General features: G+C 48.3%; 14 protein-coding genes and 1 riboswitch. All 14 genes read left to right on the forward strand.

Annotation, left to right across the window (positions count from 1 at the left end):
- Positions 1 to 32: 32 nt before the first annotated feature.
- The 14 genes from AC0TWI_RS12905 (at position 33) to sufU (ending at position 11,779) form a co-directional block, all read left to right on the forward strand.
- The gene (locus AC0TWI_RS12905) at positions 33 to 1,208 is read left to right on the forward strand and encodes an acetyl-CoA C-acetyltransferase (protein ID WP_488126747.1); all 1,176 of its coding nucleotides are present in this window, start codon (positions 33 to 35) and stop codon (positions 1,206 to 1,208) included.
- Positions 1,209 to 1,236: 28 nt separating this feature from the next.
- Entirely contained in the window at positions 1,237 to 3,021 is a 1,785-nt protein-coding gene (locus tag AC0TWI_RS12910) for an acyl-CoA dehydrogenase family protein (protein WP_488126748.1), read from the forward strand.
- An 84-nt stretch (positions 3,022 to 3,105) separates the two neighbouring features.
- Positions 3,106 to 3,471, forward strand: coding sequence for an arsenate reductase family protein (locus tag AC0TWI_RS12915; RefSeq protein WP_488126749.1), 366 nt, complete (start codon positions 3,106 to 3,108; stop codon positions 3,469 to 3,471).
- A gap of 75 nt (positions 3,472 to 3,546) precedes the next feature.
- The gene (gcvH, locus tag AC0TWI_RS12920; protein WP_488126750.1) at positions 3,547 to 3,930 is read left to right on the forward strand and encodes a glycine cleavage system protein GcvH; all 384 of its coding nucleotides are present in this window, start codon (positions 3,547 to 3,549) and stop codon (positions 3,928 to 3,930) included.
- 72 nt (positions 3,931 to 4,002) lie between these two features.
- Entirely contained in the window at positions 4,003 to 4,353 is a 351-nt protein-coding gene (locus AC0TWI_RS12925) for a toprim domain-containing protein (RefSeq protein ID WP_488126751.1), read from the forward strand.
- A gap of 9 nt (positions 4,354 to 4,362) precedes the next feature.
- The gene (locus AC0TWI_RS12930) at positions 4,363 to 4,674 is read left to right on the forward strand and encodes a thioredoxin family protein (protein ID WP_488126752.1); all 312 of its coding nucleotides are present in this window, start codon (positions 4,363 to 4,365) and stop codon (positions 4,672 to 4,674) included.
- A 105-nt stretch (positions 4,675 to 4,779) separates the two neighbouring features.
- A riboswitch (SAM riboswitch) is annotated at positions 4,780 to 4,885 on the forward strand.
- A 77-nt stretch (positions 4,886 to 4,962) separates the two neighbouring features.
- Positions 4,963 to 5,991, forward strand: coding sequence for a methionine ABC transporter ATP-binding protein (locus AC0TWI_RS12935; RefSeq protein WP_488126753.1), 1,029 nt, complete (start codon positions 4,963 to 4,965; stop codon positions 5,989 to 5,991).
- Entirely contained in the window at positions 5,984 to 6,652 is a 669-nt protein-coding gene (locus AC0TWI_RS12940; protein ID WP_488126754.1) for a methionine ABC transporter permease, read from the forward strand. The genes AC0TWI_RS12935 and AC0TWI_RS12940 overlap by 8 nt, the downstream gene beginning before the upstream one ends.
- A 29-nt stretch (positions 6,653 to 6,681) precedes the next feature.
- Positions 6,682 to 7,548 carry a MetQ/NlpA family ABC transporter substrate-binding protein gene (locus tag AC0TWI_RS12945; RefSeq protein ID WP_488126755.1) on the forward strand — a complete coding sequence of 289 codons (867 nt, stop codon included), beginning with the start codon at positions 6,682 to 6,684 and terminating at the stop codon, positions 7,546 to 7,548.
- Between the two features lie 136 nt (positions 7,549 to 7,684).
- Complete coding sequence (locus AC0TWI_RS12950) at positions 7,685 to 7,831, forward strand: YuzK family famiily protein (RefSeq protein ID WP_488126800.1); 147 nt, start codon at positions 7,685 to 7,687, stop codon at positions 7,829 to 7,831.
- A 172-nt stretch (positions 7,832 to 8,003) separates the two neighbouring features.
- Positions 8,004 to 8,789, forward strand: a complete 786-nt coding sequence (gene sufC, locus AC0TWI_RS12955) for a Fe-S cluster assembly ATPase SufC (protein ID WP_488126801.1) — start codon at positions 8,004 to 8,006, stop codon at positions 8,787 to 8,789.
- Positions 8,790 to 8,806: 17 nt separating this feature from the next.
- The gene (sufD, locus tag AC0TWI_RS12960; protein WP_488126756.1) at positions 8,807 to 10,120 is read left to right on the forward strand and encodes a Fe-S cluster assembly protein SufD; all 1,314 of its coding nucleotides are present in this window, start codon (positions 8,807 to 8,809) and stop codon (positions 10,118 to 10,120) included.
- Entirely contained in the window at positions 10,120 to 11,349 is a 1,230-nt protein-coding gene (locus tag AC0TWI_RS12965) for a cysteine desulfurase (protein WP_488126757.1), read from the forward strand. The genes sufD and AC0TWI_RS12965 overlap by 1 nt, the downstream gene beginning before the upstream one ends.
- Positions 11,339 to 11,779, forward strand: a complete 441-nt coding sequence (gene sufU / locus AC0TWI_RS12970; RefSeq protein ID WP_488126758.1) for a Fe-S cluster assembly sulfur transfer protein SufU — start codon at positions 11,339 to 11,341, stop codon at positions 11,777 to 11,779. Before AC0TWI_RS12965 ends, sufU begins: the two co-directional genes overlap by 11 nt.
- Positions 11,780 to 11,793 lie beyond the last annotated feature (14 nt).

Below are 11,793 nucleotides of genomic sequence, written 5' to 3' on the forward strand. Positions count from 1 at the left end.
TGACAGTTTAAGAGGAAAAGAGGGGGATCAACATGCGTGAAGCGGTCATAGTAGCAGGTGCAAGAACACCAGTCGGCAGAGCGAAAAAAGGAACACTTGCCCATACGCGTCCCGATGATCTGGGCGCTCTGGCAGTAAAGGAAACATTGAAGCGTGCGGGGAATTACGAAGGGAATATTGATGATCTGATCTTTGGCTGTGCGATGCCGGAAGCAGAACAGGGCTTGAACATGGCACGGAATATCGGCGGGCTTGCAGGCCTTCCGGATACCGTCCCGGCTATCACAATCAACCGATATTGCTCTTCGGGGCTTCAGTCGATCGCTTATGCTGCGGAAAGGATCATGCTCGGTGCGTCCGACACGATCATCGCCGGCGGTGCCGAATCGATGAGCCTCGTCCCGATGATGGGACATAATGTCCGGCCGAACATCAAACTTGCCGAGACAGCGCCTGAGTACTATATGGGCATGGGCCATACGGCGGAAGAAGTGGCGAAGAAATTCGGCATATCGCGGGAAGACCAAGATGCATTTGCCGTCCGCAGCCATGAAAAAGCCGCTAAGGCGATTGCAGAAGGTAAATTTGCCGATGAAATCGTTCCTGTTGAAGTGATTCAGCGGACGGTCGGGGCAGACCATAAGCTGAAAGAACGGAAAATCGAGTTTACAACAGATGAGGGGGTCCGCCCAGGTACAAATATGGAAGTGCTCGGAAAGCTGCGCCCCGCATTCTCTATTACAGGTACAGTGACAGCCGGAAACTCCTCGCAAACAAGCGATGGTGCTGCAGCTGTCATGGTGATGGACAGGGAAAAGGCGAATTCGCTCGGCCTTGCCCCAATGGCGAAGTTCCACTCGTTCGCAGTAGCTGGGGTTCCGCCGGAAATTATGGGAATTGGGCCGGTAGAAGCAATACCGAAGGCACTGAAGCTTGCAGGACTTGAACTCTCGGATATTGGGCTTTTTGAATTGAATGAGGCGTTCGCCTCCCAGTCGATCCAAGTCATCCGTCAATTGGGAATCAATGAGGAGATTGTCAATGTGAACGGAGGAGCGATTGCACTTGGCCATCCGCTTGGCTGTACGGGAACGAAGCTTACATTATCGCTCGCTCATGAGATGAAGCGCCGCGATGTCCAGTTCGGTGTCGTGACGATGTGCATCGGCGGAGGAATGGGAGCAGCAGGCGTATTCGAACTATTATAAATGAAGGAACATAAGGAGGAGAAGAAGTATGACAAACGAAACTTCGAAATTGGTTAAAGGCGGCGCTTTTCTAATCGAGGATATTACACCTGAGCAAGTATTCACTCCGGATGATTACACGGATGAGCATAAAATGATTGCAAAAACGAGCGAGGACTTCGTCGTCAATGAAGTTCTCCCTGAAGTGGAATATTTGGAAAACCATGAGTTCGACCGGACAGTAAGGCTTCTCAAAGAAGCAGGAGAACTCGGACTGCTTGGTGCGGATGTGCCTGAAGAATACGGCGGCCTCGCACTCGACAAGGTCAGCTCTGCCCTGATCACAGAAAAAATGGCACGTGCAGGCGGATTTTCGCTTTCCCACGGCGCCCATGTCGGCATCGGCTCCTTGCCGATCGTCCTATTCGGAAATGAAGAACAGAAACAAAAATATTTGCCGAAGCTGGCTTCAGGGGATTTGCTTGCTGCCTATGCATTGACAGAGCCTGGTTCAGGATCTGATGCGCTTGGTGCCAAAACGACTGCGAAATTGAACGAAGCGGGCACACATTACATTCTGAACGGTGAAAAACAATGGATTACAAACTCTGCTTTTGCTGACGTATTCGTTGTTTATGCAAAAATTGACGGCGAGAAATTCACCGCTTTTATTGTAGAAAGGGAATATCCGGGCGTATCGACCGGCCCGGAAGAAAAGAAGCTGGGGATCAAGAGCTCGTCAACGAGAACGTTGATTTTGGAAGATGCTGAAGTTCCGGTAGTGAACCTGCTTGGCGAGATTGGCAAAGGTCATAAGATCGCCTTCAATATTTTGAATATCGGCCGCTACAAACTGGGTGTGGGCTCAGTCGGAGCATCGAAGCGTGCGCTTGAAATCACGTTGCAATATGCCAACCAAAGAAAACAATTCAAAACGCCGATTTCCCAGTTCAACCTGACGAAAGAAAAATTCGGAACGCTTGCTTCGGAGTTGTACGCAGCCGAGAGCTCCGTTTATCGGACAGTCGGTCTTTTCGAGGAGCGGATGGGGCAGCTGACGGACGAGCAAGTGAAGGACGGCGCTGAAGTAGCAAATGCCATCGCCGAATATGCAATCGAATGCTCGCTGAACAAAGTGTTCGCCTCCGAAGTCCTTGATCATATTGTCGATGAAGGCGTTCAGATCCATGGCGGGTACGGATATATGCAAGAATACGAGATTGAACGTGCATACCGCGACTCCAGGATCAACCGGATTTTTGAAGGAACGAATGAAATCAATCGCTTAATCGTCCCAGGCACATTCCTGAAGAAGGCGTTTAAAGGGGAATTGCCTCTACTGGAAAAAGCCCAATCCCTGCAAGAGGAACTGATGATGCTGATGCCGGAAGAGCCGGGTGATGAGCCGCTTGCACAGGAAAAGCAGCTTGTCCAAGGTGCAAAAAAAGCCGCTTTGATGATTGCCGGCCTGGCTGCACAGAAATATGGCCAGCAGCTGGAGCAAGAGCAGGAGATTCTTGCAAAGCTGGCAGACATTGTATCCCTTGCCTATGCAATGGAGTCGGCCGTACTGCGTACGGAAAAAGCGATCGCCAAGAACGGACTGGAAAAGAACAAGCAAAAGCTTCTGTATTCTGAAATCTTCTGCCAGGATTCGATTGTAACAGTTGAACAGCTGGCAAAAGAAAGCCTTGTCGCCATCGAAAGCGGTGATACATTCCGAATGATGAATTCAGCGCTCCGCAAACTTCTTCGCCACACGCCAATCAATGTGATTGCGAAAAAACGAGAAGCGGCAGACCGTTTGATTGAAGCAGAACGCTATATCGTATAATCTATAAGCAATACCGGCCGCCAGTCGGCCGGTATTTTCCTGTGCGGGCTGCCCCGCAACTATAGTATGAAGGAGACGATTGCATTGCTGAAAGTCTATTCCTACCCGCCGTGCGGTACATGCCGGAAAGCCAAAAAGTGGCTTGAGGAGCACGGGATCAGCTTTGAGGAGATACATATAGTAGAAGAAACACCGACAAAAGAGGAGATTCGTGTCCTGTACGAGAAGAGCGGATTGGAATTGAAGAAGTTTTTCAACACAAGCGGGCAAAAGTACAGGGAATTGGGATTGAAGGATAAAATCAAAACGGCTTCGCAGGATGAAATGTTCGAATGGCTGGCAAGCGACGGGATGCTGCTGAAACGGCCGATCGTCACAGACGGCGAAAGAGTAACCGTCGGGTTTAACGAAGAGCAATTTGCGGAGCAATGGGGAAAAGCAGGCAAGTGAACGATAGATTGTTCTCTTGATTTACCGACCTGCATTATGTACATTTAAATAGAAGAAAAGGATGGAGGGATATGGATGAGCACACCAAATGAATTGAAATACTCCGAAGAACATGAATGGGTAAAAGAAGAAGGGGACAAGGTCCGCATCGGCATCACACATTTTGCCCAAGCCGAGCTTGGCGACATCGTTTTTGTCGAGCTTCCTGAAGTGGGTGACACAGTGACAGCGGACGAGCCGTTCGGCAGCGTGGAATCCGTTAAAACAGTATCAGAGCTCTATGCTCCGATCAGCGGCAAAGTTGTCGAAGTGAATGAAGAACTGAGCGACAGCCCTGAATTCGTAAACGAATCACCATATGAAAAAGCGTGGATGATCGTCATCGAACCATCCGACCGCGGTGAATTTGAAAGTCTTATGACTGCAGAAGAATACAGCAATATGACAAACGAAGCCTAATACAGTATGCACCCGGACTGCCATCCAGGTGCATTGCTTTTCATATATGAACATTGCCATGGAGATGAAGGAATGGACATAGATCCGGAAAAGGTCATCATTGTAGAGGGTTTAAGCGACAAGAAAAAGATTCGGAAAATCATCAGTGAACCGGTTCAAATCATTTGCACGAACGGGACAATCAGCATGGCCCGGCTTGATGAACTGATTGATGAGATGGACGGAAAAGACATTTATATTCTTGTCGACGCCGATGCCTCCGGAGAGAGTTTGCGTAAGCAATTCCGACGCGAATTTCCGGAAGCAAGCCATATGTATATCGACAGGACCTTTAAAGAAGTAGCTGCCGCGCCATATCGCCATCTTGCTTCGGTGCTGATCAGCGCAGGCATTGATGTCCATGCTGAATTTTTGGAAGGATGAACTGCATCTATGGAAGAATGGACAAAAGAAGAAATCATAAGTTCAAGTGAAGGCGAGGAAACCGTCCTCGTCTATTTATACACCCCTCTATGCGGAACATGCCAGGTAGCCGGGAAAATGATAGAGGTTACTTCCTATCTGATTCCTGAGGCACGGTTTGGGAAGGCCGACTTAAACTATCTGCCTGAGATTGCGGAGCGTTTTCAGATAGAAAGTGTTCCTTGCCTCCTCATTTTTCAAAATGGCCAGTTGCAAGAAAAAATCTACGCGTTTCACTCGGTCCCTTACCTCCAGGAAAAAATCCGCAGCTATCTCGGCTAGAAGAAAAAGGGAAGGGTGGAATCTTTTTTTCTGACCGATCAAGTTGACGAATAAAAACCCCCATGCTAAAATCACATGTATAGCTAAAGTAATTTAATATTGTTACTCTTATCGAGAGAGGTGGAGGGATGTGCCCGATGATACCCGGCAACCGTCAATTTATTGAAATGGTGCCAATTCACACTGAGCAATTTGCTCGGAGAGATGAGAAAGGACTTACTACGAACCTACGCCTTTCTGCTCTTATGCTGGAAGGCTTTTTATTTTTTTGGGAAATTGGGTGAGCTTATGATTAGTATTAAAAATGCCAGTAAGCTTTTTACAACAAAAAGCGGCGAAATCCAAGCGGTTGACGAAGTCTCGCTCGATATTCAAAAAGGAGAGATTTTCGGGGTAATCGGATATTCTGGAGCCGGAAAAAGTACGCTCATCCGTATGCTGAACGGATTGGAGATTCCAACGTCCGGTTCCGTCTCTGTCGAAGGAATGGAAGTTTCGAAGATTAAGGGCGGCGAATTGCGGAAAGCGAGACAAAATATCGGGATGATATTCCAGCATTTTAATCTGCTTTGGTCGCGGACGGTAGGCGAGAATATCGCTTTTCCACTTGAAATCGCAGGGGTTCCTGCACAGGAGAGGAAGAAGCGGGTAAAGGAGTTAATCCGTCTCGTCGGATTGGATGGCCGGGAGGATGCGTACCCTCAGCAGTTGAGCGGCGGCCAGAAGCAGCGTGTCGGCATTGCCAGAGCGCTGGCCAATAATCCGAAGGTTCTCCTTTGTGATGAAGCGACATCAGCACTCGACCCGCAAACGACAGAGTCGATCCTCGACCTGCTTGTCAGCATCAATAAAGAATTTGGCCTGACAATCGTGCTGATCACGCATGAAATGCACGTCATCCGGAAGATCTGCCACCGGGTAGCGGTGATGGAGAGCGGCCGTGTCGTTGAAGTTGGAAATGTGCTCGATATTTTCAGGCAGCCGAAAGCCGACATCACAAAGAAGTTCGTCAAACAGGTATCGGGCCGAAACGAGTCGGATGAAGCTTCCGAAGCTCCTCTGGCAGGCAGCCCGGATGGGAAAACCATCAAGCTGACCTTTTTCGGAAAAGCTGCCGAGCAGCCGGTCATCACTGAATTGATCAGAGGGTTCGAGCTGACCGTCAGCATTCTGCAAGGAAATATATCCCAAACGCAGAATGGAGCATACGGTGTGCTGTATGTCCACATTGACGGGGATGAAGCTGAGCTTAACCGGGCGATGGAATTTTTGCACGTACAGGAAGTCGGCGTAGAGGCGGTGAGTGCAAATGTTTGAGACATTACTGCCTAATGTCGATTGGGCGAAAATGTGGATTGCTACAAAGCAGACGCTCTACATGACGGGAATGTCCGTAGTGGCAACATTTATCCTAGGCATTGCGCTTGGTCTGCTGCTCTTCCTTTCATCAAAGGGGAATATTTGGCAAAACGGATTTCTAAACACGGTCACGTCAGCAGTCGTCAACATATTCAGATCGATTCCTTTCATCATTTTGATTGTGCTGCTCATCCCGTTTACGAAATTCCTGCTCGGTACGATGAGGGGTGAAAATGCCGCTTTGGTGTCGCTAATCATCGGTGCTGCTCCTTTCTATGCAAGGATGGTGGAAATCGGGCTGCGCGAGATTGACAAGGGCGTGATTGAAGCGGCAAAAGCAATGGGTGCAAAAACAAGTACAATCATCTTTAAAGTATTGCTGCCAGAGTCAATGCCGGCGCTCATATCTGGGATTACAGTTACAGCGATCGCTCTTGTCGGTTATACGGCAATGGCTGGGGTAATCGGCGCAGGCGGTCTCGGGAACCTTGCCTATCTGGAAGGATTCCAGCGGACGAGACACGATGTCACGCTTGTGGCAACAATCATCGTACTGGTAATCGTGTTTATCATCCAATTCATTGGAGATTTCATTACAAAAAAACTAGATAAGCGCTGAACGCGCCTGTCGACGGAGGAGAAGAGAAAATGAAGAAGTGGCTACTGGGTCTGTTTGTCCTTGTTTTGGCTGCTGCACTCGCAGCATGCGGAACTGGCGGGGATAAGAATGAATCATCTGATGGAAATAGCGGAAGTGAATCTGCAGGGGAAAAGGAAAGCAGCAAGCTGATCGTCGGGGCTTCAAATGTGCCGCATGCCGAGATTCTTGAAAAGGCGAAACCGCTTTTGAAGGATAAAGGCATTGATTTGGAAGTTGAAGTGTTCCAGGACTATGTTTTGCCGAACGAAGCATTGGAATCGAAGGAAATTGACGCAAACTACTTTCAGCACATCCCGTATTTGAAGAGCCAAATGGCTGATCACGGTTATGATTTTGTGAATGCCGGGGGTATTCATATCGAGCCGATTGGTGTATACTCCAAAAAGTATAAATCACTTGATGAACTGCCTGACGGTGCGGAAATTATCATGAGCAGCTCTGTTGCAGACCATGGCCGCATGCTTTCCTTACTTGAAAAAGAAGGGCTGATCAAGCTGAAAGACGGCGTGGAAAAGACAGAAGCGCATATTGAAGACATCGAAGACAATCCGAAAAAACTGAAATTCTCTTATGAGTATGAAGCAGCATTGCTTCCGCAAATCTATAATAACGATGAAGGCGATGCAGTTTTGATCAACTCTAACTATGCTATTGATGCAAAGTTGAATCCTTTAAAAGATTCGATTGCTATTGAAGATAAAGATTCTCCATATGTTAACGTAATCGCAGTCCGCAAAGGCGATGAGAATGACGAGAGGATCAAAGCGCTTGTTGAAGTGCTTCATTCCAAAGAAATTCAAGATTTCATCCTTGAAGAGTGGGATGGTTCGGTTGTTCCGGTATCAGAAAAATAATGGTTTATCCGTTCTCGCAAAGGGTATGGCTACAATGTGCCAAAAAAATCAGGCTGAACTCAGTCTGAATAAATGAAGGGATTGGTTTTTTATTAATACGCTCGATCTGGAATACACCAACTGTATGGAAAAAGCGATGCACGGAGCCCACGGCGTGGGTTACGAAAGGTACAAACAGGAACATTTGGTGAGGATGAGAATCGAGAAAAGGCGAGAACAGGAATACGCCGATTCACAAAAAATGACGGCAAACCTATTACGGACAACACATACGAATATATAAGAAGAAACAAGAACAAGCGGAAAAACGGCGCGCCTAAACGGGCGGGCCGTTTTTCCGTCATCAATTCTCTCTGCTAGTTGATAATAATTTTAATATGAGATAAGATAAGTATTGAGAATAAATTGAGAATGAACTCAGCAAAATAAAACACTTTCTATATAACGGAGGTATGATCATGGCTTCAACTTTAACAATCAAAGATCTTCACGTGGAGATCGAAGGAAAAGAAATTCTTAAGGGTGTAAACCTTGAAATAAAAGGCGGAGAAATCCATGCAGTAATGGGACCAAACGGAACAGGGAAGTCCACATTGTCAGCTGCTATCATGGGTCATCCGAAATACGAAGTTACAAAAGGGACGATTACACTTGACGGTGAAGACGTGCTGGAAATGGAAGTTGACGAGCGCGCTCGTGCAGGCCTGTTCCTCGCCATGCAGTATCCAAGTGAGATCAGCGGTGTAACCAATGCCGATTTCCTCCGTTCTTCTATCAATGCCCGCAGAGAAGAGGGACAGGAAGTCTCATTGATGAAATTCATCCGTGAGATGGACAAGAAAATGGAGCTGCTCGAAATGGATCCGAACATGGCGCAGCGTTATTTGAATGAAGGCTTCTCGGGCGGTGAAAAGAAACGCAACGAAATCCTTCAGCTTATGATGCTTGAGCCGAAAATCGCTATCCTTGATGAAATCGACTCCGGCCTTGACATCGATGCATTGAAAGTCGTTTCCAAAGGGATCAATGAAATGCGCTCCCCAGATTTCGGCTGCATGATCATCACTCACTATCAGCGTCTTCTTAACTACATCACACCTGACTTCGTGCATGTCATGATGCAGGGCCGTGTAGTCAAATCCGGAGGTCCGGAACTGGCACAGCGCCTTGAAGCGGAAGGTTATGATTGGATCAAGGCAGAACTGGGCATCGAAGACGAAACTGTCGGCCAAGAAGCATAAGTGTTAGGAGGATCATGATGACAATCAAAACAAAAATGACAATAGATCAGGATTATATTCGCTCTTTTTCTACTGAAAAAGGCGAGCCGGCCTGGCTGACGGAGCTCCGCACGAATGCATTTGCGAAAGCGGAGGAACTCCCGCTTCCAAGACCGGACAAAACGAAGATTGCCAATTGGAATTTCACTGAATTCGCCAAGCATCATGCGGAGGGCCGCACCCTTTCTTCGCTTGAGGAACTGCCTGAAGCAGCAAAAGCGGCTGTCAATACTGAGGCGGGCAATGAGAATCTGTATATCCAGCATAACGGTTCTGCTGCATACCTCTCACTATCAGAGACATTGAAAGCTCAGGGCGTTATTTTCACTGATATTTTCACAGCAGCAAAAGAACATGGCGATCTGCTGCAAAAATATTTCATGACAGAAGCCGTAAAGACGGATGAACATAAGCTGACCGCTTTGCATGCTGCTCTATTGAATGGCGGTGCCTTCCTTTACATTCCAAAGAATGTGGAAGTTACGGAACCGATCCAAGCAGTATATATTTACGACGATGCGGAAGCAGCTATGTTTAACCATGTGCTCGTCGTTGCAGACGACAACAGTTCGGTCACATTCGTGGAAAACTATGTGTCCACGAATGAAACGGTTGAGGACAGTGTTATCAACATTGTGGCGGAAGTGATTGCCAAAGACAATGCGAAAATTGTCTTCGGCTGTGTCGATACTCTTCCTGCAGGGGCTACAGTCTATGTCAATCGCCGCGGAACGACAGGCCGTGATGCGAACATCGATTGGGCGCTCGGCATGATGAATGACAGCCATACCATTTTTGAAAACACAACAAACCTGATGGGCGACGGCTCAAACAGCCATGCGAAAACCGTCGTTGTCGGCCGGGGCAAGCAAACCCAGAACTTCACGACAAGCATTGTCCATCATGGCAAAAATACAGAAGGCTTTATTTTGAAGCATGGCGTTATGAAAGATGCTGCTACATCCATTTTCAACGGAATTGGAAAGATTGAAAATGGAGCAACCAAATCAAATGCTGTGCAGGAATCCCGTGTATTGATGCTCAGCGAGAAAGCACGCGGCGACGCGAACCCGATTCTTTTGATTGATGAAGATGACGTAATGGCCGGCCACGCAGCCTCTGTCGGACGTGTTGATCCGCTCCAGCTTTACTATCTGATGAGCCGCGGAATCACACAGGCCGAAGCAGAGAGACTTGTCATTCATGGCTTCCTTGCGCCGGTCGTTGAGAAGCTGCCGATTGAAGCAGTTAAGAATCAGCTGACTGATATTATCGAAAGGAAAGTCAGATAATGAATAGATCCGAGGTTCGCAAACTATTTCCAATCCTGGACCAGGAAGTAAATGGGCACCCGCTCGTCTATCTCGACAGTGCTGCGACCTCTCAAAAGCCTATACAGGTGATTGAAGCAGTTGACGACTATTACCGCGGATACAATTCGAATGTCCACCGCGGAGTCCATACCCTCGGAACGAGAGCGACAGACCGTTATGAAGGCGCGCGGGAAAAGGTACGCAAATTTATCAATGCCAACTCTTCGGCGGAAGTCATCTTCACCCGCGGAACGACAACAGCCATCAATATGGTTGCCGCGTCCTACGGGCCTGCCAATGTGCGGGAAGGCGATGAAATTGTCATAACCTATATGGAGCACCACAGCAACATCATCCCTTGGCAGCAGCTTGCCAAGAAGACAGGAGCGGTACTGAAGTATTTGCCGCTTCTGGCGGATGGCACGATTGATATGGAAGAAGCCGAGAAGATCATCACAGCAAAAACAAAAATTGTTTCAGTTATGCAGGTCTCAAATGTGCTCGGCATCATCAATCCTGTGAAAGAAATCGCAGAGATTGCCCATCGCAACGGAGCCATCATGGTCGTAGACGGTGCACAGAGCGCTCCGCATATGAAAGTGGACGTCCAGGATCTTGATTGCGACTTCTTCGCTTTTTCGGGTCATAAAATGTGCGGCCCGACTGGCATCGGCGTATTGTATGGCAAGCGCGAGCTGCTGGAGGAGATGGAGCCGGTCGAGTTTGGCGGAGAAATGATCGACTTTGTCGGCTTGCAGGAGTCGACCTGGAAAGAGCTTCCTTGGAAGTTCGAAGCCGGCACGCCGATCATTGCCGGAGCAATCGGGCTCGGCGCTGCCATCGACTTTTTGAACGAGGTAGGGCTGGATACCATCCTTGAGCATGAGCATAAACTTGCCGCATATGCCTTGGAGAAGATGTCTGCGATCGAAGGCTGCACAATTTACGGACCGAAAGAGGCGGACCGCCGTGCGGGTGTTATCACGTTTAACCTTGACGATGTTCATCCGCACGATGTGGCTACTGTGCTTGACTCCGAAGGGATTGCTGTCAGGGCCGGTCACCACTGTGCACAGCCGCTGATGAAATGGCTTGAAGTGTCGGCAACAGCGAGAGCCAGCTTTTACCTATACAACACGGAACAAGACATCGACAGGCTTGTAGAAGGGCTTGTTAAAACAAAGGAGTATTTCACGAATGTCTTTTAATAACTTGGATACCCTCTACCGACAAGTCATTATGGACCATTATAAAAACCCGCGGAATAAAGGCACCCTAGAGGATGGAAGCATGACAGTCGACATGAACAACCCGACATGCGGCGACCGGATCCGGCTGACGATGAAAGTCGAAGACGGGAAAGTGACCGACGCCAAGTTCGATGGGGAAGGGTGTTCCATTTCCATGGCGTCCGCATCGATGATGACACAGACGGTCATCGGGCAGGACGTCAGCGATGCCATTGAGCTCTCGCATATCTTTTCGGAAATGATCCAAGGGAAAGAATATGACGAGGGGAACCTTGACCTCGGCGACATGGAGGCACTCCAGGGTGTCGCCAAATTCCCGGCCCGGATCAAATGTGCAACCCTTGCATGGAAGGCCTTGGAAAAAGGACTGGAGAACGGGAATAATTGAATGGAGGAATGATG

The sequence above is a fragment of the Lederbergia sp. B243.17 genome (genome assembly GCF_057657925.1).

Bases quoted from the DNA above. Each gene is read 5' to 3' on its own strand.
- AC0TWI_RS12945 (WP_488126755.1), top strand. From the start codon at position 6,682: ATGAAGAAGTGGCTACTGGGTCTGTTTGTCCTTGTTTTGGCTGCTGCA.
- AC0TWI_RS12925 (WP_488126751.1), top strand. From the start codon at position 4,003: ATGGACATAGATCCGGAAAAGGTCATCATTGTAGAGGGTTTAAGCGAC.
- AC0TWI_RS12905 (WP_488126747.1), top strand. From the start codon at position 33: ATGCGTGAAGCGGTCATAGTAGCAGGTGCAAGAACACCAGTCGGCAGA.
- AC0TWI_RS12965 (WP_488126757.1), top strand. From the start codon at position 10,120: ATGAATAGATCCGAGGTTCGCAAACTATTTCCAATCCTGGACCAGGAA.
- AC0TWI_RS12935 (WP_488126753.1), top strand. From the start codon at position 4,963: ATGATTAGTATTAAAAATGCCAGTAAGCTTTTTACAACAAAAAGCGGC.
- AC0TWI_RS12950 (WP_488126800.1), top strand. From the start codon at position 7,685: ATGCACGGAGCCCACGGCGTGGGTTACGAAAGGTACAAACAGGAACAT.
- AC0TWI_RS12930 (WP_488126752.1), top strand. From the start codon at position 4,363: ATGGAAGAATGGACAAAAGAAGAAATCATAAGTTCAAGTGAAGGCGAG.
- gcvH (WP_488126750.1), top strand. From the start codon at position 3,547: ATGAGCACACCAAATGAATTGAAATACTCCGAAGAACATGAATGGGTA.
- sufD (WP_488126756.1), top strand. From the start codon at position 8,807: ATGACAATCAAAACAAAAATGACAATAGATCAGGATTATATTCGCTCT.
- AC0TWI_RS12940 (WP_488126754.1), top strand. From the start codon at position 5,984: ATGTTTGAGACATTACTGCCTAATGTCGATTGGGCGAAAATGTGGATT.
- AC0TWI_RS12910 (WP_488126748.1), top strand. From the start codon at position 1,237: ATGACAAACGAAACTTCGAAATTGGTTAAAGGCGGCGCTTTTCTAATC.
- sufU (WP_488126758.1), top strand. From the start codon at position 11,339: ATGTCTTTTAATAACTTGGATACCCTCTACCGACAAGTCATTATGGAC.